Source organism: Cutibacterium sp. LaCa_286 (assembly GCF_057198075.1).
This window is the reverse complement of record NZ_CP191091.1, coordinates 1,536,809-1,557,284: the sequence shown is the minus strand read 5'-3', so window position 1 is coordinate 1,557,284 and position 20,476 is coordinate 1,536,809. Positions and strand designations below refer to the sequence as shown.

At 65.5% G+C, this 20,476-nt stretch carries 15 protein-coding genes and 2 pseudogenes; 8 read left to right on the top strand and 9 right to left on the bottom strand.

Features of this window, described 5'->3' with window-relative positions:
- Positions 1-51 precede the first annotated feature (51 nt).
- Positions 52-633 (bottom strand): hypothetical protein, encoded by a 582-nt coding sequence (locus ACP8JZ_RS06680; protein WP_323457305.1) that lies wholly within the window; start codon positions 631-633, stop codon positions 52-54.
- Positions 634-762: 129 nt separating this feature from the next.
- Complete coding sequence (locus tag ACP8JZ_RS06675; protein ID WP_484482294.1) at positions 763-3,093, bottom strand: alkaline phosphatase family protein; 2,331 nt, start codon at positions 3,091-3,093, stop codon at positions 763-765.
- A 99-nt stretch (positions 3,094-3,192) separates the two neighbouring features.
- On the opposite strand from ACP8JZ_RS06675, the gene ACP8JZ_RS06670 reads away from it, so the two are divergent.
- Positions 3,193-4,350: a hypothetical protein gene (locus ACP8JZ_RS06670; RefSeq protein WP_484482293.1), complete on the top strand. Its 1,158-nt coding sequence runs from the start codon at positions 3,193-3,195 to the stop codon at positions 4,348-4,350.
- Positions 4,351-4,419: 69 nt separating this feature from the next.
- Positions 4,420-4,854: a response regulator gene (locus ACP8JZ_RS06665; protein ID WP_484482292.1), complete on the top strand. Its 435-nt coding sequence runs from the start codon at positions 4,420-4,422 to the stop codon at positions 4,852-4,854.
- 302 nt (positions 4,855-5,156) lie between these two features.
- Here the strand turns inward: ACP8JZ_RS06665 and ACP8JZ_RS06660 are convergent, their stop codons facing one another.
- The 3 genes from ACP8JZ_RS06660 to ACP8JZ_RS06650 all read right to left on the bottom strand — a co-directional run bounded on the left by ACP8JZ_RS06660 (position 5,157) and on the right by ACP8JZ_RS06650 (position 7,814).
- Positions 5,157-5,852, bottom strand: a complete 696-nt coding sequence (locus ACP8JZ_RS06660; RefSeq protein WP_323463459.1) for an A24 family peptidase — start codon at positions 5,850-5,852, stop codon at positions 5,157-5,159.
- A gap of 3 nt (positions 5,853-5,855) precedes the next feature.
- Positions 5,856-6,320 carry a hypothetical protein gene (locus tag ACP8JZ_RS06655; RefSeq protein ID WP_484482291.1) on the bottom strand — a complete coding sequence of 155 codons (465 nt, stop codon included), beginning with the start codon at positions 6,318-6,320 and terminating at the stop codon, positions 5,856-5,858.
- 351 nt (positions 6,321-6,671) lie between these two features.
- On the bottom strand, positions 6,672-7,814 hold the full coding sequence (locus ACP8JZ_RS06650; protein WP_484482290.1) for a sunset domain-containing protein: 1,143 nt from the start codon (positions 7,812-7,814) through the stop codon (positions 6,672-6,674).
- Positions 7,815-7,969: 155 nt separating this feature from the next.
- Here ACP8JZ_RS06650 and ACP8JZ_RS06645 point away from each other — a divergent pair, with 155 nt between their 5' ends.
- Positions 7,970-8,482, top strand: a complete 513-nt coding sequence (locus tag ACP8JZ_RS06645) for a peptidylprolyl isomerase (RefSeq protein ID WP_021105726.1) — start codon at positions 7,970-7,972, stop codon at positions 8,480-8,482.
- 90 nt (positions 8,483-8,572) lie between these two features.
- On the opposite strand, the gene ACP8JZ_RS06640 is transcribed toward ACP8JZ_RS06645, so the two are convergent.
- Positions 8,573-10,321: a DEDD exonuclease domain-containing protein gene (locus ACP8JZ_RS06640; protein WP_484482289.1), complete on the bottom strand. Its 1,749-nt coding sequence runs from the start codon at positions 10,319-10,321 to the stop codon at positions 8,573-8,575.
- Between the two features lie 218 nt (positions 10,322-10,539).
- Between ACP8JZ_RS06640 and ACP8JZ_RS06635 the strand changes: the two genes are divergently transcribed.
- From ACP8JZ_RS06635 to ACP8JZ_RS06615, 5 genes and pseudogenes are all read left to right on the top strand, one after another.
- Positions 10,540-11,568 (top strand): ROK family glucokinase, encoded by a 1,029-nt coding sequence (locus ACP8JZ_RS06635; RefSeq protein ID WP_371415927.1) that lies wholly within the window; start codon positions 10,540-10,542, stop codon positions 11,566-11,568.
- Positions 11,569-11,694: 126 nt separating this feature from the next.
- Positions 11,695-12,435 (top strand): annotated as a pseudogene (locus ACP8JZ_RS06630) (lysophospholipid acyltransferase family protein); the annotation flags it as partial.
- Between the two features lie 182 nt (positions 12,436-12,617).
- On the top strand, positions 12,618-13,310 hold the full coding sequence (locus tag ACP8JZ_RS06625) for a hypothetical protein (RefSeq protein ID WP_484482288.1): 693 nt from the start codon (positions 12,618-12,620) through the stop codon (positions 13,308-13,310).
- A 228-nt stretch (positions 13,311-13,538) separates the two neighbouring features.
- On the top strand, positions 13,539-14,747 hold the full coding sequence (locus ACP8JZ_RS06620) for a 3-deoxy-7-phosphoheptulonate synthase (RefSeq protein WP_484482287.1): 1,209 nt from the start codon (positions 13,539-13,541) through the stop codon (positions 14,745-14,747).
- Positions 14,748-14,894: 147 nt separating this feature from the next.
- Positions 14,895-15,542 (top strand): MBL fold metallo-hydrolase, encoded by a 648-nt coding sequence (locus ACP8JZ_RS06615; RefSeq protein ID WP_021104290.1) that lies wholly within the window; start codon positions 14,895-14,897, stop codon positions 15,540-15,542.
- Positions 15,543-15,687: 145 nt separating this feature from the next.
- Here ACP8JZ_RS06615 and ACP8JZ_RS06610 read toward each other — a convergent pair whose 3' ends face one another.
- The 3 genes and pseudogenes from ACP8JZ_RS06610 to ACP8JZ_RS06600 form a co-directional block, all read right to left on the bottom strand.
- Positions 15,688-16,647 carry a DMT family transporter gene (locus ACP8JZ_RS06610; RefSeq protein WP_484482286.1) on the bottom strand — a complete coding sequence of 320 codons (960 nt, stop codon included), beginning with the start codon at positions 16,645-16,647 and terminating at the stop codon, positions 15,688-15,690.
- Positions 16,648-17,582: 935 nt separating this feature from the next.
- A pseudogene (locus ACP8JZ_RS06605) lies at positions 17,583-18,635 on the bottom strand (protein kinase domain-containing protein); the annotation flags it as partial.
- Positions 18,636-19,157: 522 nt separating this feature from the next.
- On the bottom strand, positions 19,158-20,261 hold the full coding sequence (locus ACP8JZ_RS06600; RefSeq protein ID WP_306517858.1) for a polyprenyl synthetase family protein: 1,104 nt from the start codon (positions 20,259-20,261) through the stop codon (positions 19,158-19,160).
- Positions 20,262-20,476: the final 215 nt, after the last annotated feature.

Sequence of the window (20,476 nt, the reverse complement as noted above, 5' to 3'; positions counted from 1 at the left end):
TATGGGGCCCACAGGTGTTGTTGATGGTGGAAGGACTGCTGCTCGGAGCCGTCAGTCCAGCTCGGCGATATAGTCCCACAGGGCCACGACGTGTTTGCCGTCGGGAGCCCACCGCACCATGCCGTCCCCAGACGGTACGACGGCATGCATCTTCACCGAGGTCGTCCTACCGGCCTTGATGGTCTTGGGCGGGGGATCACCCTTCGGGTTCATGGTGTGGAAGGCCCCGGTGCCGTCCTGGATGTTGAACTGGGCAGCCGACAGTGGGATGTCCTTCGTCACGTCGCTGAAGGTGATCTGCCAGGTGAGGTCTGCGGATTCCTCCCCGGCCTTGGTGTCTCCGCTGGGAGGCTCGGGGCCCAGGACGACCACCTTGGCCGAGACCCCGGGATCCAGCTGGGCCACCAGAGGCATGCCCTGGTACGACATGGCCGGTTCCTTGGCGCTACCGGTGGGAATGCCCTGGGGCGTGTGACTGGGCAGGAAACTGGGCATGGTCCGGGAGGAGAGCTGCTCGGCGGCGCTGGACGAGTTCGGCTGGGCCTCCTCGTTCTCGTGCTGGGAGCAGGCTGTCAGTCCGAACGTCGCAGTTGCGACGATGACCACCGGGACGATGAGGCGAGTGCGGGTCATGGGTCCTTCCTTGTGTGGCACCGGTGTCCTCCCCGCGTGGTCGGGGGAGGACACCGGTTGCGTGATGCCGTGACGGTCGCCTGACTCGGATGAGTCACAGACGACTGGGGTCAGGCGATGGGTGATGTGTCACCGGCCGGTGCGAGGCAGTGCAGGCTTGCCGGCAGGGCTGTGCGGTGTGGCCGCCGAGCTGGCGGCCGGGGTGGTCGGAGCAGTGCTCTGCGACGGGCTCGGCTCGGTGCTGGCGCTGGGGCTGGGCTCCTCGGAGACGTTGTTGAAGATCTCCGAACCGAATGGCATGAGGCCAGCCTGGGCGGCGTAACCAAGGTGTCCCATGCCATCCAGACCACCGGAGACGGTGCCAGCCGGAAGCTTGTCGTTGTTGGTGCCCTGCGACACCTGGAAGATGTCCTCCATCGTCCGTAGCCATGAGTAGTGGTTGTAGTGCGTGTGGGAGACGGTTCCGGGCTTGATGAGCGGGGAGATGAGCACCGAACCGGTGATGCCACCGCCGGGGGTGGCATCCTGGGCGTTGAAGGTGGCCAGCGGGGACTCGCCCTCGTTGAGGTGGCCGGGGATGCCGGTGGCCGACATGGTGATCTCGCTCACCTCACCGGTCGTCTGGAGCGGCTTGTCGTTCTTGTCGACGAGGATGAAGGAGCTTTCGGTGATGGGGTCGGAGGACTTCTCGACCTGCTGCGGACCCTCGTTCTTCACGGCTCCGATGTAGGCCCCCTCGGGGATACCCGTACCGGTGACCTTGCGACCCAGATCCTTGACCGTGACCGGGGCGTAAACCGAGCTCACGCCGGCCTCGGCTTTGGCCTCGACGGTCTTGGCCCTGCCGTAGCCGGCACCGGTGTTCTTGGCACCCTTGACACAGTTGGAGGCGTCGGCGTTGACGAGGTCCTTGTCCTGCTCACAGGACGGCGGGCGGGTGATGTAGCCGTTGTCGCCGGGTCCCGGGAACTTCTGGTTGCCGTGCTCGTCGGTCTCCATCGGGGTGTTGGGGCCGGTCGGCTCCCAGTCGACGTCCACACCGTTGATGTTCTGTCCGGCGGCGTCGGCAGCCACGAAGTTCTTCGCCATCTTGGACGGGTTGGGGAAGGTGTTGGGGGCGTACTTCTTGTAGCCCTCGGAGAGTTCGGTCATCGACGGGCTGGAGTACTTGTAGAGCATGTTGCCCGAGGCGTCCTTGGCGACCTTGGAGTCGTCGGTGGCGTTGTTGAAGCTCATGTTCGTGAACGGCGGGTTCGCCTCGTCGAAGGTGACGTCGATGAGACCGCCGTCCTTGAAGGCGTCGGACTTCTCGATGAGTGGGATGTAGTACTTCAGCCACAGGTCGGCGGCGTAGAGACCGCCGATGTGGTTCTTCGGCGGGGTGCTCAGCGGCTTGGAGTAGTCCGGCTCGCCGTTCTCGTCGAACAGACCGGAAAGGTTGTTGCCCTTGCAGGTGGCGTCGTGGGCGTCGGAGCAGTTGTTCGGGGTGATCCAGTTGAACGCTGGCACCTGGTCGGCCGGCTTGGCCAGATCGGCCAGCAGCCCCTTGTTCGGGTCCTCGACGGACTGGATGTGGTTCTCGTCGGTCATGGTTCCGCCGTCCACCGGACTGGTGAGAGCGTCCTTGCCGCTGTTGTCGTTGCCGACGATCGAGTGGAACCACGGGAAGGGGAAGTGCTTGGCGACGTACTGGTCGTTCTCCTGGGCACCGGTGAACGAGGAGATGCCCTTGGCCTTGTCGTCGTCGGAAGGCTTCATCGACTTCGGGTTGTGCGAGGGGTCGTTCTCGCGGGAGCCGGGAGCGCCACCCAAGGCGTCCTCTCGACCAGCCTGGGCATGCAGGTCCTGGGCGTATCCCTTCCAGGTCACGCCAGCGGCGTCGAACTGGTTGAAGAGGGTGGGAGTCTTTCGGGGGTAGGTGCAGCCGTTCTCGCCGTCCGGGGCGTTGGCTCCGGCCAGCGACATGACCTGACCGTAGTTGTCGTCGGGGCCGAAGGGCTTGCCCTTGTGCTTGGTGATGATCGACTCGTTGGAGCCCAGATCGGTGTTGGAGATGTCGCAGTCGGCCTGCAGGTCGAAGGACGTGGCCTGGCCGGAGACCAAGGAGGTGTAGTTGTCCTGGGAGTAGTGGCCGGTGCCGTAGTAGTGGGTGAGCAGGGCACCTTGGGAGGGCAGCGTCTTCCACAGGTAGGAGTTCTGGTTGAGTCCGGTGAAGGTGGCGTCGTAGGACTTGTTCTCCAGGATGATCAACCACACGTGCTTGACGTCACCGGGCTTGAGCCCGGTCGTCGTGATGCGCTTGTGGCCGGTGGTGGAGGCCGCAGCAGACGTTGCTGCGGGAGCAGGCTTGGTGGGTGATGGTGTCTGGGCCGCGCTGGCAGGGGTGACGAGACCGAAGGCCATGAGGCCCGCAGTCACGGCCGCTCCGGCAGCGGTGATGCGGTGATGTGTCGTGCGCATGACTTTGTTCTATCGGCACCGATGGCAATGCCAGTTTCGCGAAAGTGAACGAGAGGTGAAGAAAGTCTGAAGATTTGGCTTTCCGGGTACCCTGACCGAATGCGAGCTGGATCAGTGCAACCGGTCGCCCTGGGTCGGCAGGCATTCTCCCTCGTCGCCCGGCACTGTCGTGACGCCGGAGCCAGCCATGTCATCCTGCCCGAGTACTGCTGCCAGACGATGGTCACCCCGTGGCAGCTGGAGGGCATGGCGGTGAGTCGGGTGCGCTGTGGTGCCGACCTGCTCATGGACGCCCAACATCTTGCCGAGACGGTGGAGCGGCTGCATTCCGATGCCCGCCGTCCGGTCATCGTGCACTGCCGTACCTACGGAAACGTCGAGTCCCCACAGCTGCACAAGGTGCTGACCGAGGCCGGCCGGAACGGCGCAGGTCTCGTCATCGACACCACACACAGCTTTCTGGACGACCCTCCCGATCGGCTGCGTGCCGTGCAGCGTGCTGCGTGCCATCTTGGCGGGCCGGGGGAGTCTGGGGCGGCGGGTTCGTGTGACGAGAACCGTGCGGATCGGGCAGGCGGGCATGGCGGCGTCACGCCCGATCGGAATCCGGCGCCCCGGGGCCATGACGGCCTGCGACTGGAGGGGTCTGGTGGCCCGCAGCCGGAGGCGTCTGTTTGCCCAGTGGGGTGTCTTGAGGTGGCGAGCACCCGCAAGCTGCTGCCGTTGACCGAGTTCGCCTGGGTGGCGGGTGTGGGTCTGGGTCCGGATCACACCGGAACACATCTCGACGGCATCGGACCACGGACCCAGCTGGATGAGGACCTCACAGCCGCTCGGCAGCGTTTCCTCACCGACCCCGGCGTGGACACCTTCGAGTGCGCCGAGGACCTTGCCGACGAGGCCTGGCAACCCGTTCGTCCAGCTCGACGTGCATCGAGGACATTCGCCACCTTCGACCTGGCAGGGTGTGCACGCCGGATTCGTCGAACCCGACAACGCGTTCTGGACGCCCTGCCGGCAGTGGAGGTCGTCAACCCTGCCGCCACCTGCCCGCTCATCGTGCGAACTCGGCGGGCCGATGCTCTTGCCGATGCCCTGCACGATCATGGCATCGTCGGCCCGTTGCACTGGGACCGTCCAGAGCATCTGCCCGCAGACACGCGATGGCCCACCGACCTGCTCTGCCTGCCAGCCGTCATGACCGATGCCCAGATCGAGGTGGTGGCACGACATGTGCGCAGCTGCAACCGTGGCTGATTGCCGTGTTTCTGCCGAGTGAAGCGATATCATGAGCCTGATACGTGCTGAGCAGATGGGCACAGCACCATGTTGGCCGCAACCCGACGAGGACGAGGGATGAGCGAAAAGAAGACCGCAGCAGACACTCTCCGGGTACTCGTGTACTCCGACGACCGCAACGTGCGCCAGGAGATTCGGCTCGCGTTGGGCACGTCCATCGCCGCTGATCTGCCCCCGGTCGAGATGACGGAGACCGCCACCCAGAAGGCTGCCATGGCCGCTGTCGACACCGGGCAGTACGACGTCGTCATTGCCGATGGGGAGGCAGTTCCCTCCGGTGGCATGGGAGTGACCCATCAGATGAAGGACGAGGTGGACGACTGCCCGCCCGTCGTGCTGCTCGTGGCTCGGCAGGCCGATGCCTGGCTCGCGAGTTGGTCACGCGCCGATGCCATCTCCACCCACCCCGTCGATCCCATCAGCCTGCCGCAGACCGTCGCCACCGTGGTGCGGGCAGCCTGAGCGGAGAGACAGCGGGGCTGACCGTCTCGTGGCTGGTTGATCGCCATCACGGTTTGATCCCTCGCTGCCACGTACCTTGTTGCCATGTGCAGTACCGGCCCGGTTGGCAGTGCCGGCCACCGAGTCACGCTCGTGCTGCCGGTGTGGGCTCCGGACCGATTTTCGTGCCAATCTGGTTCGTCGCGCACCATCGAGGTGCGGCGACACGCGCGATGACCAGATGGATCAGAGGCTGGTGGCAGGAGCATGACAGTGTGAGGGCATGCCAGTGTGGGACAGTGGTGGGCCTGAGCGGTTCCGAGTCAGACCCGAGTGGTGAGCAACCCGATCCATGGACCGATCCACAGCGCTGGCCCATAGGCGATGGCGGCTCCCCACACCGAGGGATGACGGCGCCGCCACCATGTGACGCCCACGGACATCACCGCGCCGACCAGGGTGGCACCCAGCAGACTCGTCATGACTGCATCTACCCCCAGACTCGCCGCCGCGGCGCCCATCCCGGCGGCAAGACGTACGTCCCCGTACCCCAGTGAGCCGCCGAAACGCCACAGCAACCAGAAGGGCAGAGCTGCTCCGACGGCTCCCAGAGCCATGAAGAGAAGCATGAGGAGAAGGTCGTGCACCCCTGGGGCAACGATCCCAGCCACCACCAGGGTGCCGAGCACTGCCTGCCCTACACAACCGAACCAGAGCCGTCTGGGCAGAAAAGTGGTGCGAACGTCGACGCCGACCAGGGTCGTGACGGACCCGCCCCACACCCACCACAGCGGAAGACACCACCGTGGGGCTGCTGTGCAGGCGACACCTGCCACCCCGGCCACCAGGCACGTCGTTCCGACGAATCCGGGGGTCCGCAGATCGCAATACCTCGGTTTGACGGCGAGGACCTCGGCTCCGACCTCAGTCTCGCTGGGCTCGGGCAGACGCGGGACGACGAGGACGGCGTGCACCAGCGCCAGGAGTGTGCAGATGACTGAACTGATGAGGCTGGCCATGCGTCAGGCTGCGTCGGGGAGCACGACGACATGAGGTGAACCCGTCGCCGGGGCATTGATCCTGGCGGGGATCTGGAGACGCTCGCATGCCGCCATGGCGCGCAACCTGACCATGAGCGTACAGGTGGTGGAGTCGCCATTGGCAAGCCCCTGGACGGTGCGATGATGCGCTCCCAGGAAGCCGGCGATGTGATCCATCGACCAGCCGTTGGTGCACAGCATGTGTATTCGGCGACGGGTGCTCGTCGCGTCGACGAGCGTGGTGGTGGTCGCAAAGATGTGTTCGGGGCGGATGCCGATGAGTCGAGTGGCATCGATCGAACGAATTCGTCTGATCGGGGCACCCACGCCCACGAGGCGGGCGATGGTGCGGCTCGAGACGCCGGAGAGCACGGCGATCACTCGCCAGGGGACGGCAGTCTGCGCCACGAGCCATCGGACGTGGGCAGCGAAGACTTGTGCCGGCACCCAGGAGTTCATGTCCGATGTCAGACGGATGGTGGCGGCAGTGGTGGGTCGACAAGATTGGGGAGTGAGGGATGATGACGGCACGACAGTCTCCGATCGACACGCTTGGCAGAGGGGTGAATGCCTTCATCCTGTGTGTCTGGGCAGGTGAGGCACAGGCGTATCGGTGATCTCTCGATGAAGCTTGGATGACGGTTCTGCACCGCTGAGGAAACATCCCTAGTCAGCTGTGAGCGCAAAAATCCCGTGGGCCGTGTCAGCAGACACGGCTCACGGGATGCGATTGCCCGGCAGACGTCAGGTCGGTGACTCGACTCGATCAGTCACGACGTGCTGGTCGGATCGGTCGACTCACCGCTGGGCCCGAGTGAACCCGGCCTTCCTGGCAGCCTCCTCGGTGGTGAACCAGACGTCGGCAATGGTGCGGTCGTAACCACCGGAGCCGGGCACGTGGTACTTCTTGGAGCGCTCGTTGCCCTTGATGATGAAGCCTTCCGGTGGGTTGTCGCCCACATAGGAGTCGGCGGACTTGTCCTGCGTGGACTCGGCCTTGGGATCCTCGGCAACCGGTGTGGCCACGGGCTCTGGCGAGATGTCGGCAACGGACTTCGCCGCGGGCTTGGAACCAGCTGCCGGCTTCTCGGACTTGGCCACTGGCTTGCTGGTGCCGTGGTTCGACTTGTGACCCTGGGCCGGTGCACCCTCAGCCGTCATCTCGGTGGCGGAGTTGCCCTCGGTGACGGTGTCTGGGGCAGTGGCTGGAGCGTCATCCTTCCGCGACGTCGAGGCATCATCCTTGCAGTCGCAGGAGGATCCCTTGGCGTCGGAACAGCACGAGGCGGCGTCATCCTTGGAGAATGCCGTCGGTGCCTTCGGGGTCCACGAGTAGGTCTCAGTGGGTTCATGGGCAGTCCAGCCGTCGTCGGAACTGGTGAGGAACTTGCGGGCGGCATAGATTCCGACCCCCACTGCGGACACGACGGAGCCCCAGCACAGGAACTTCTTGAACCCGCCATGCTTCTTCTCGCTCTTCTCAGGCTCGGGGGACTCGCCACGAATGGCTGCCACGGCTGCCTTTCGGCGCTGCCTGGCCTCCTGGGTCATGGGGTGTTCGGAGACCTGGGAGGCTTTTTCCTCGAGTCCGGGGAGGATGTCCTCCTGAAAGGAGTCGTAGGCCTGGTGAAATTTCTCGGACGCCACCTCCTTGGCATTCTCCAAGGTGGGACCCATGTTCTTCTGGGCCTCGGAGAGAGCCTTGCCACCCAGCTCCTTGGCCTGTTCGGTCAGCGGCGCGAGTTTCTCACCAGCAGCCTTCGCCCATGGTGCGATCTTCTCCGAAGCCTGAGATGCCAGTGGGCCGGCTTTCTCCTGGGCGGCGGTCAGATATGCGGCAGCTGCCTCCAACGCCTGAGCCCTCTGCTCCTTGAACGACGAGGAGAGGTTGCTGGCGGCGGCCTTGTCGGCGGCGGCCTTCGCCTTCTTGTTGCGGGACACGTTTCCTCCATCAATAGGGGTCAAGCTCGTGATCGAGCACAATCCACGGTATCCCGCGTTCCAGGCATCTGTAGCGTTTGGCCGAAAATTCCCGACTGCCCACGTCGATGGGTAGGGTGAAGAGGAAAGATTCATCTTCCACGAAAGGCAGCACGGTGGCTTCCACTGCGACTCTGCACACCAATCACGGTGACATCACCCTCAATCTCTTCGAAGACCAGGCCCCCAAGACGGTGGCCAATTTCGTCGGGCTCGCCAATGGCACCAAGGAGTACCTTGACCCACGCACCGGCCAACCCACCACCGGAAAGTTCTATGACGGGCTGGTCTTCCACCGCGTCATCGATGGATTCATGATCCAGGGCGGCTGCCCGCTGGGTACCGGAACTGGTGGCCCCGGTTACCAGTTCGCCGACGAGTTCCATCCCGATCTCAACTTCGGCAAGCCCTACCTGCTGGCCATGGCCAATGCCGGTCCGGGCACCAATGGCTCCCAGTTCTTCATCACCGTCGCCCCGACCCCACACCTCAACCGTCGGCACACCATCTTCGGTGAGGTTGCCGACGAGGAGTCCCGCAAGGTCGTCGACGAGATCGCCGCCGTGCGCACCGGTCGGATGGATCGCCCGGTCGACCCGGTCGTCATCGAGTCCGTCGAGATCGCCTGACTCCTGCCCCACACGTCCCAGCCCCTGTCAGCCCTTGCTGCTCCAGCCCCTGTCAGCCCCGTGGCGCATGCCACGATCTGTCAGGTGGCGTCATGCCACGATCGGTCGGCAGGTGGCTGGGACGCCGTGCGTCTCGGTACGAAGGCTGCGCACCTGGGCGGCCAGCGCCTGGGCGTCGACGTAGATGTGCGCCGGCCAGGACCAGTCACCGTCGATGTCGATCAGACGTACTCCCTCCTCCTCGAACCACGAGGCGATGAGCTCGGCCTCCTCGACAGTGCAGGCTGGCAGACCGCTCACCGGTGGCGGCAGGACGGTCTGGGCAGCGGTGACGATCGCATCGATGGCGGGCATGGGGTTGCCGCCCACCCGGACCCGTCCGGCACCGGCCAGTCGGCCGTATCGCACGACATGGACGTGCCAGGAGTCGTCGACCCGCTGGGCAGCGACGATCTGGGGGCACCGTGCCAGCGATGCCAGTCGCGCCCCGCGTCGTCCCACCCGCAACAGGGTCAGTGCACGATCGGTGCGCGCTCCGGCCTCCTCGAAACGATCGGCATCGGCGAGTTCGGCTATGCGCGCTGCGTGTCCAGTGGCAGCTGCCGTGACGTCGCGGGTCATGATCCGGGTGGCGAGCTCGACAATCTCCTGGTAGCCGACACGATCCGGGTGCAGACACGGAGCCGGGCACCTGCCCATCTCGGCCAGGGGACAGCCGTGCGGATGCGAACTCAACGCCCCGGCGCACTCGCGCAGCGGGGCGATCTCTCGCAACGCTCGACAGGCGTCGACGGCGTCGTCACGCCGGGTGAACGGTCCCCAGTACACCCGGCCGGGCTGAGTGGTGGATCGCACGATCGACAGTCTCGGGAAGGCCTCGTCGGTGAGCGTCACCCAGGACACCTTGTTCTGGCGTCGGGAACGACGGTTGTACCGAGGGCTGTGGGCATCGATGAGGCGCAGCTCCACCACCCCAGCCTCCAGTGGCGTGGCACAGATCTGGTGACCCACCGCGGTGGACAGCCGGACCATCTCGTCCATGCGGGAACGATGCTCCGAGGCCGTGAAATAGGTTGACACCCTGCGGCGCAGATTCACCGATTTTCCCACGTAGAGCACTTCGTCGGGGTGCCCGGGCTCCTCACGGTGGAACCAGTACACCCCGGGCTCCTCAGGCAGGTTCTTTGCCCACACCCGCTTGACCCGACGCTGCCTGCTCACATGGTGGGTGAACTCGAGGACGTCCTCCAGGGTCGTCACCCCAAGGTTCCCGATCCGCTCCAGCAGCCCGTGCAGCACGTCGACGGTGGCACGGGCATCGTCCAGGGCACGGTGGTCCGGTGAGGTCTGGGCATGGAAGAGGGTGGCCAGTGAGCCCAACTTGTAGCTGCGTACTTCATCGCGATGCAGTGTCATACGCGCCAAGGTGAGGGTGTCCACCACCTGGTGACCCGGCCAGGGATGGTCATGGGCCTGGTAGGCGCGTCGGAGGAAACCGACGTCGAAACGGGCGTTGTGCGCGACGAGCACCGTTGAGCGGCTGAACTCGATCCAGCTGGGCAGCACTGCGCCGATTCGTGGGGCGGTGCTCACCATGGCTTCGGTGATACCGGTGAGCACCTGCACCGAGGCTGGAATGTGCCCACCCGGGTTGACGAAGGTCTGGAACTCGCCCTGCACCACACCACCACGCACCTTCACAGCGCCGATCTCCGTGATCGCGTCGTCGGTGGACAGCCCTGTCGTCTCCAGGTCGACGACGCAGAACGTCACCTCCGACAGAGGTGTGCCGAGGTCGTCGAACGAGGGTTGCAGGTGTGTTGGCGAGTGATCTGACATGGTGGCGGGAGTGGTTGTCGGCGGATCATGGATACGGTGTGGAGACGTAGGGAGGTACGACTCAAGTCAATTATAGAATACATGTTCGATCCGGCGGGGAATTGATGTGCGCGACACACGAGATTTCGGCTGGATGGCACACATGGTCGACATCGACGCCCGGGCCATTCGAGACGAGCGGTTAAGCTGTGCACCACACACAGGAAAGTGGGGAAGCAGTGCTCAGTATCGGAGTCGACATCGGGGGAACGAAGGTTGCCGCCGGCGTCGTGGACGAGGACGGTGAGATCCTGCGCCATCTGGTGCGCCCGACGCCGTCGCGCAGTCCGGAAGCCGTCGAGAACGCCATCGTCGAGGTCGTGGACTCCCTGTCTGACGGGCTGCCCGTGAAATCGGCGGGCATCGGTGCTGCTGGCTGGGTGGACACCGAGCAGGCCCTGGTGCGGTTCTCCCCACATCTGGCATGGCGCAACGAACCGTTGCGAGATCGCCTCTCCGAGCGGATCGACCTACCGGTCATCGTCGACAACGACGCCAATGCGGCCGCTTGGGCGGAGTACGAGTTCGGGGCGGGGCGGGACTCCCGGGTCATGACGTGCATCACCCTGGGAACCGGTATCGGCGGGGCGCTGGTCATCAATGGTCGGGTGTTTCGGGGCCGCTACGGCATGGCCGGCGAGTTCGGTCACATGACGGTGGTGCCCGATGGGCACTGGTGCCCGTGCGGGAACCGTGGGTGCTGGGAACAGTACGCCTCGGGAAACTCCCTGGTGCGTGATGCCAAGGCCCTGCTGGCCGAGGGTTCCCCCGAGGCGTTGAGCCTGTTGCACTACGTGCCCGACAAGGATCCGGCGCATCTCGTCGGACCGGATGTGAGTCGCGCGGCGGTGGACGGCAACCAGGTGGCCATCGAGCTCATCGCCGACGTCGGGACCTGGCTCGGACGAGGCATGGCGAGTCTGGCAGCTGCGCTGGACCCAGACCTTTTCGTCATCGGTGGGGGAGTCAGCGCTGCCGGGGATCTGCTCCTCGACCCAGCACGGGCTGCCTTCGGACGTGCTCTCACCGGCCGTGGGTATCGCCCGGTCGCCGGGGTGGAGCGGGCTCGGTTCGGCAACGACGCCGGTCTCATCGGAGCTGCCGACCTGGCCCGACACTCCATCACCGATCCGCCCGGTGCTGCACGAGGATTCTGGCCACAGCGACGCTCCCGTCACCGACGCCGCATGTTTGCCTCCCGACGCTGAGGTGCGGGGCAACCGGCAGCGAGGACATCGAGACGCTCGTCCGATCGGATGATCGGGGGCCTGTTGCGACCATGCCCGTGGGGCGAAGTCGCTATCGTGTGTGATGAAGCGGTGAGAGGAGGCCACATGTGGTATCAGTTCTTCAAGTACACACTGTTCGCTCCGGGCACGCGGCTGGTCTGTCGTCCGTGGGTCGTCGGTGAGGAGAACATACCGACTGATGGCGGTGCCATCCTGGCGAGCAACCACTTGGGGGTGCTCGATCCGTTGATCGTGGCCTCGATGATTGACCGCCCGATCACCTATCCTGCCAAGAAGGAACTCTTCGATCCCTCCGGTGGCCCGGGCAAGCGGATCGTCGCATGGTTCATGCATGCCGTCGATCAGGTGCCACTGGACCGTTCCGGGGGCCGTGGCTCCCTCACCGCCATGGATCCGGTGCTGGAGAGGCTGCAGGAAGGTGGCCTGGTGGGCATCTTCCCGGAAGGTACTCGTTCAGCAGATGACCGTATGTTCAAGGCGAAGACGGGTGTCGCCCGCCTTGCCCTGACCGCCAAGGTCCCGGTGATACCAGTGGGGGTCGCCGGGTCGCAGACGAGCAGAACGGTGTGCGGCATTCCCCTGTGCTCGCGCCCGGGGCTCATCTTCGGCAAGCCGCTGGACTTCTCCGACTACTCCGACCGGGTTGGTGAGACGGCGGTGCTGCGCTGGGTGACCAACGAGATCATGGACGCCGTGGCCGAGCTCACCGGTCAGGAATATGTCGACGTCTTCGCGACGCGCGTCAAGTACGGAAACCTCCGGGGCAAGGACCTCACGCCGTGGGTACGTGATCGTCCGGGCCATGTGGCACCACCCGCCCCCAGGAAGGATCGACAACGCGCCACCAGCGCGGCTGAAGTCGAGACCCAGCCCGGCATCGACGGCACCTCTTCCACGGCGTCCCAGCCGCCATCCGTCCTGACGGATCTGCACTGAAGAGACCGCCGATGAATCCCCTTCGACGCTGGCTCAGTGGTGGAACATCCGTCAGGCTCCAGGGCGCGGACATGCCAGACGGCCCCTTCATCCTGGCTGTCCACCATTCACGCAGGATGGACGTCGTCGCGGTTTCCTCTGCACTGCGCGCCCACACCAGCACCCGGTCCTGGTTGGGCTTGGTGACTCGTGCGCATCCGTACCCGTGGAGCACCCGGGTGCGGGCAAAGGCATTCTCCATGTTGCAGGCCGGGCGAGCAGTCGTCGCCTTCCCCGAGGTGGCGACGGCCCCTGGCAAGGCGGTGTACAAGGCCGACATCGGGGTCGCCGATCTGGCCCTGCACGCCAAGGTCCCGGTGGTCCCCGGATACCTCGACCACGAGGGATCATGTCTGGTGGTGGGCGAGGCCCTGGACTTTCGTCGGCACTGGGACACTCGGGGGAGCAGGCCCATCGTGCGGGCCATGGCCGACGAGATCATGATCGCCATCGCCGAGCTGAGCGGCCTTCCCTACCGCGACCTACCAGCTTTGTCGGTACGAGCCCAACGAGCAGCGGATCGTGCCGATCGAGCTGCGGCACGTGAGCGGGAACGTCGACTGCGCGCCGAGCGAGAACGGGAGGAGGCCCTGGCGGAGGAACGCGAACTGGCGGCAGCGACCATGGATGCCAGGCGAGCCGCCCGTCTGCACGCGTTGGAGGCGGCGATGGCCGACCGCGCGGCTCAGGAGGCGGGCCGAGAGATTCGTGGTGAGGACGAGTGACCCGTTCGTTTCGAAGGCCTGCGCGCCGTACCCCGCAGACGTGTCGGTGACCGCGCCCGAGACACCGATCGTGTTTGACTCACCGCAACGGACCTCGGCACCCCGGTGCCACCGTCTGCCCTCTCGCTGGTCTGGCCGATGAGCCCGTCAGCCGAAACGACCGCGCTGCCAGCTGAACCGCGGCTCGTGGACTCGTCGTGCGACCCGTCAAGTGACTACACTCCCGTCGTGCCCACACCTGTTCCGCCCCTTGAGAGTCTGCGCGCCATGCCGGTGGAGCAGCAACCCAGGTACTCGGACCCCCAGCAACGCCGTCGGGTCGTGCAGCGCCTGCGTGTCCTTGCGCCACTGGTTCGTGCCCGGCAGTGTGACGAGCTGCGTTCCCGTCTGGCCGACGTCGCCGGAGGACATGCCTTCCTGCTGCAGGGAGGTGACTGCGCGGAGACCTTCGCAGGGGTGCGTGCCGACAACATCGGCAACAAGGTGCGGGTGCTGTCGTCGATGGCCACGGTGATGGCCGATGCTGCCGACGTTCCCGTGGTTGCCGTGGGACGGATCGCAGGCCAGTACGCCAAACCGCGCTCGCGACGCACCGAAACTCGGGACGGCGTCGAGCTGCCGAGCTACCGGGGAGACGCCGTCAACGGATTCGAGTTCACGGCTCGGGCTCGCCAGCATGACCCCGAGCGTCTGGAGCGGATGTATCGTGCCGCCGCTGAGACCCTCGAACTCGTGGCGGGCACTGGGCGTCACCCGCGTGTCTGGGCGAGTCATGAGGCCCTCCTGCTGGACTACGAGCATTCCCTGACGCGTGTCGACGAGCACTCCCAGCTGCCCTACGACCTGTCTGGTCACCTGGTGTGGCTGGGGGAGCGAACCCGTCGACTGGACGGGGCCCACGTTGCCTTCCTCCGTTCGGTGCACAACCCGTTGGGGGTGAAGCTGGGGCCGTCTGCCACCGCTCAGCAGGCCGTCGCCCTGGCCGAGGCACTCGACCCGCGGCACACACCCGGTCGGCTCACCGTCATCACCCGGATGGGGGCCGGGCAGGTACGCCGTCTGCTTCCCCCGATCATCAAGGCCGTCGAGGCCACCGGCCGGTCGGTGGTGTGGTGCTGTGATCCCATGCACGGCAACACCTTCGAGACCGCCAATGGCTACAAGACGAGGTCGTTCCACGACATCTGTGCCGAGGTCAACGGTTTCTTCGACGTCCACGAGGAGCTGGGCACCAGACCTGGTGGGGTGCACGTCGAGCTCACCGGCGACGATGTCACGGAATGTCTGGGCGGTACCGACGCCTTGGCCGAGTCGGATCTGGGGAATCGGTACGAGACGGTCTGTGACCCGCGCCTCAACCGCAACCAGTCGATGGAGCTTGCCCAGCTGGTCGCCGACCGATTGACGCGCAGTCACGGCTCGCACGCCCAGGGATGACCAATGCCACAATGCCACAGGTGCCCATCTGCGGGGTGGGCCGCCAGGACGGTCTCTGGTGGGAGGTCTCGTCGCCCGACGGCGGATTCGGCGGATCTTGACCGAAACCCGGGGTGTGGTCAGGCCGACGATGACACACTGGGAGGCATGAAGATTTCCCACCTCGGTCACTCATGTGTTCTCGTCGAAGCCGCTGGAGCTCGGATCCTCATCGATCCCGGTGACGGGTCGCAGGCATGGCACGACCTGACTGATCTGGACGTCATCCTGGTGACTCACCGCCACCCCGATCATGTGGATCCGGCTCACATCAAGGACCTGGTCAATGCCAACTCCTCGGCGATCTGCCGTGCCGAGGCCGGGGCGTGCACCACCGTGCCAGAGCTGGATGCCGACCCGATCGCGCCCGGTGACGTGCTCGAACTCGGTGACGTGCGCATCGAGGCGGTTGGTGGGCGGCACGCCACGATCCACCGTGACCTGGAGCCGATCGGCAATGTCGGCTACCTCATCGGCGAAGGGTTGGGGACGATCCTCTACCACCCCGGTGACGAGCTCGACGAGATGCCACGTGGGGTGGATGTGTTGGCCGTGCCGATCCAGGCACCGTGGGCAGCCATGAAGGAGACGATCGACTTCACCCGAGGTGTCGGTGCCCGGCATGCCTTCATGATCCACGACGCCCTGCTCAGCGAGCGTGGCTGGAATCTCATGTACGGCATGCATTCCCAACTCACCGACACGCAGTTCCACGACCTGCGTGGTGGACAGCCGTGGGAGGTGCCCCAGGACTGAACGTGGACGTCACGACCCCGTGGGCGAGACGTGGTTGCCGTCGTCTGGGATGTCGGGAGGCCCGAGGATGTGTCCTCAGGGCCTCATCCATGTCCGGGAGCCCTTGTCAGTGTGCGCGCCAGCGTGGGCCAGAGCCCAAATCGTGTCAGATCAGACGGTCCAAGGACGGACGTGGTGCCCTGATGTCGGGCTGGGCCGGGGACGGGATGGTGGATGTGGTCGGGGCGAAGGTGCCACGTCGACGCCCGGCAGGCCGCACGACCAGGAACATGGCAGCCATGATGGCGATCGCACCGAGAATCATCTGACCGGTGAAGACCTCTCCGGCGATCCCCACCGCGAAGACGGCACTCCACATGGGTTCGGTGCACATGATGACTGCTGACCGGGTGGCGTCGACGCGGGTCTGGGCCCAGCTCTGCAGGAAAACCGTCACCGTGCCGCAGATGATGCCGAGGTAGGCGATGGCGGTCCAGTCGCTGATCCCCGAGGGCAGGATGATTCCGCCGGGGGCTGCGAACAGTGTTGTCATGACGGCAATGGTGAGGGTCTGGTACAGCCCCAGCGATGCGACGTTGTTGGGTGTTGCGAACTTACCGGTGGCCACGATGTGGCTGGCGTAGGCGACGGCCCCAAGGAAGGTGAGCAGTTCACCGGTACCCAGACCGGTACTCAAGGCAGAAGGATCGATCGCCAGCGAACCAAGCCCCACGGTGGCGAACCCCACGGCCACCCAGACCGGTTTGGTGACCTTTCTGTCCAGGAACAGGGCAGCCAGCAGCGGAGTGATGACGACGTACAGGCCCGTGATGAACCCATTGACCGATGCCGTCGTACCCGTCAGTCCGAGGGCCTGCAGAATCTGGCCAGCGCCGAAGAGGAAGCCGAGGACGACTCCGCTGCGAATCGTCTTCCATGAGGCCTTCCACGCCTTGGGAAAGACGATGCCGAAGGCCAGCGCGGCCATGATGAAACGGCTCGACAGCAACGAAGCCGGGTCCATGTGGGCATAGGCGTTCTTCATGACGATGAGGGTGGAACCCCACAGCATCGCCATGAGCAGGAGAGCCGCGTATGCCAGACGCGATGAACGGAATCCGACCATGACCACATGATAACAAAAGAATCTTTGGAGAACAAACCTATGGTCCTTGGTTTCTTGTGCCATGCGGCACATTTGTCGAACAAATAACAGCTATACAACAAGAAAACCGCAAATACTTTGGGTTCCACATCGCTCTCGATAGTGGTTTTCCACTGTCTGCAGTGCAGGTGCTTCGGTGGGGTCATCCGTTGCGCATGGGAGGAAGCGTGGGCTGTCTGCCAGGGGCCATCCCGGCATGAGCCGCGTCCACACGGCAGAACTGCCGTGTGGACGCTGGAAATGGTGTGGGATCAGTGCAGCATCAGGAGTGCGAACAGGATGAGTACCACGATGGTCATCGTGGTCACGGGATGATGGCGTCGTGATCGCTGGCCAGCAGCACTCGACTGCCTGACGTTTCTGCTCGATGCCGAGGAGGCTGACACCGTCCGCGAGCCGGAGCGCTGATCCACCGGCATGACGGAGGATGAGGAAGCCCGGCTCAGGGGGCGTCCCGTGACGTTGCTCGAGACGGTAGGTGTGCCACCCGTCATGGTCGCGGTACGGGCGCCATGGCGCGTCTGCTGCCAGCTTGTCCTCGTCCCCGGCTGCGCACCCTGGTACCAGGGGGCCTTGGCGGTGGTGGCACCAGCGGTGGGACGCCCATGGTTCTGGTTTGACCCCGTCCTCTGACCGGAAGGTCGGGCCGGGTGGCCGTGGCGGTGCACCCGGGTGGGGTCCGTCGACGGAGCGTAATCGTGGTGCGGTGCTGTACCCGGATGTGGGCCACGTGCCGATGCGTCCCTGGCGTCACGCGCGGTGCTGCGGGGGCGTCTGCGATCACTGCCACGCCGAGTTGCCGCCGTCTGCTCGCCTGGTGACCTGGTGCCACTGCGCAGATCGACACCGCCATGACTGCCCTCGTGGGTTCCGTGACTCGTCCGGTACCCGGCGTGCGGCGTCTGGACGGAGCTGTTGGGCCGTCGAGGCTGCCCTATCGATGCCGGGGAGATGCTCCGGCCGGATGCCACGGCCGATGGATCCCTGCCCGGTCCGGCCGTCGCTCGCGAGGAGTGCGGTGTGGCACCTGGGGCACGCCGGGCATGCATCAAGGCTTGCAGACTGGGATCCATGGTGCCGGTACGGATGCTGTGCCGGGCACGGCGTACCAGATCCAGCAGATGGTGGCCGTTCTCCGGCCGGCCCTGTGGGTCCCGACAGGTGCAGGCCAGCACGAGGGCGTCGACGAGTTCCGGGATGGGCTGACGATTCTCGTTCCTCGAGTGCTCAGACAGGTAGGACGAGGGCGTCGGGACGTCCTGCCTCACATGTGCCAGGGCAGTGCTGAACGGGGAGTCGCCCACCAAGGGCTTGTCTCCGGTGAGCATCTCGAACAGCACGATGCCGGTGGAGTAGACGTCGGAACGCTCATCGGCGGGAATTCCTTCCACGAGTTCGGGCGGGATGTAGCTGGGGGTGCCCATGAGCTGACCATTGTCGATGGACATCGTCTGGGCGCCAATGGCACGAGACAGCCCGAAATCGGCCACCTTGATCCGACCGCGGTCCGAGATGAGTACGTTCTCGGGCTTGACGTCGCGGTGCAGCAGCCCATCGTTGTGTGCGCTGGCCAGGGCGCACGAGATCGACTCGAGGTATTCCAGGGCGAGGTGGGCGGGCAGGGGAGCCTGCCGGGTAATGACATGGCGCAGGGTGCAGCCCGGCACGTACTCCATGACGATGAAGGGGCGATCGTCCTCGACGCCCTGGTCGAACACACTGACGATGTGGGGGCTCACCAGTCGGGCGGCGGACTGCGCCTCGGTGTCGAAGCGTCGGATCAGCTCCTCGTCATGGTTCTCGTGCATGAGCTTGATGGCGACCACGCGACGTAGCCGACGGTCCTGGGCACGGTAGACGGTGGCCATGCCGCCTCGTGCGATTTTGGACATGATCTCGTAGCGGCCCTCAAGAACACGACCCACGTAGGGGTCGGTACTCATGGTCATGCTCACGATGCGCCTCACACACGGTCGGGGAAGAAGGCCGTGCCAGCCTGTGGTTGAGTGTACGTCGGTTGGGTGACGGGCAATCGGGGCGACGCGGAGATCCGTCGAACTCGCCCGGAAAACCGACTCCCCGGACGGTCCGTCGGTACGGGTCAGTCAGCCAGCACACAAGGGCAACCACTGTACTCCGCCTCGTCCCCCGTGGGGGCACGGCAGGTCGATGATGGGGGTCGGGATGGCCAGCACCCTCCGGGGTCGGTCATCCTCCCGGATCTGGGGATCAGGATTGGTCGGTCTTCCGGGCCCGAGGCCCAGCGTTGGTGGTATTCCGGGCCCGAGGCCCGGGGGCTGGGCGCCATCAGGGGCGAATTCCTCAATCCCGGGATCCGTGCCGGGGTGGTCTCCCCGACCAGCCATTCTGGTTGGGGCCTGGTTGCCAGGGGCCCGTGCCGGGGTGGTCCCTCGGGGTGTGAGGAGTACTTCAGTCACGGGCAGCCGGTGAATGCCTGCGCTGACGCAATCTCAGGCTGCCCGGTCAACGGCTGCCCTGGCCAGGGCGCGCAGGCCAGCCCTGCCCTCGTCCGTCATGTCGGTGGCATCCAGCACGGCCAGGGCTCGCGTCAGGTCGGTGTGGATCGTCTCCTCCACGGCAGCTCGGGCCCCGCACTGCTCAATGATCCTTCGCGCGGTGTGCACGTCGTCGTCCTCCAGATCGGCACGGCCCAGCATGGCCGTCAGGGTGGCGGCATCGTCCGGAGTGGCCTGGGACAGGGCATGGGCCACCAGGACCGTGCGCTTGCCCTCGCGAAGATCATCTCCTGCGGGCTTGCCGGTGACCTGCTCGTCACCGAAGACCCCGAGCAGGTCGTCGCGGTACTGAAATGCTCGTCCCAGAGGCGAGCCGAACTGCTGCAACGCCGTCAGCAACACAGTGGGGGATTCCTTCGTGGTGCTCAGGGCGACGCCGAGCTGCGCCGGTCGCACGACGGTGTAGGAGGCCGACTTGTACTCGACCACCCGGCCGACGAGATCGAGCATGGATTCACTGGTGGTGCCGGCCATACCGGCCTGGGCGGTGACGTCGAGCACCTGCCCACAGTTCACCTCGGTACGCACCGCGGCCAGGATCGGTGCGGCTGCGGTCATCGCACTGGTGGGAAGCGCAGCGGTGGTGAACATCTCGGCACTCCACACCGTGAGCAGATCGCCCAGCAGCAGGGCGACGTCTCGTCCGTACTCCTCCGGCGCCCCCATTCCGTGGTTCTGGCGGTGCGCAGCCTCGAATCGGCGATGGGCCGAGGGCAGGCCCCGTCGGGTGTCCGAGTGGTCCATGATGTCGTCGTGCACCAAGGCCGAGACGTGCAACAACTCCAAACTGGCCGCAGCCTGCATGAGGGCCTGTGGATCGCGTGGTTGACCTGCGGCAGCCACGTACCCCCAGTAGCAGAAGGCCGGGCGCAGACGTTTTCCGCCAGCCGTGTAGTCGCGGGCCGCCTGCAGCACCGGGGTCAGTTCGGTGCCGATCGACGCCAGGACGGATTCCTGACCGTCGAGAAAGGACGTGAGTGCGCAGGAGACGGCGTGACGCAGGTCGGCTCCGGCCGGGTCGGACGGGTCGAAAGTCATGACTTCACCCTATCGGCCCCAGCGCACTCGTTGGTCCAGTACGGCATCGGCTCCCGTCGGTCGGTTCCGGAAGACCGTGGTTGCCCCTGAGGCGGCGGCCACGGGGGCTTGGACCACGGTTGGTGTGAGCGGTGACGGCCGGGCTCGGGTCCCACAACAGGTCGTGCGGCCACGGGATTCGGACGGTTGGGGTGGGCGTGTGGTGCCACCCATCA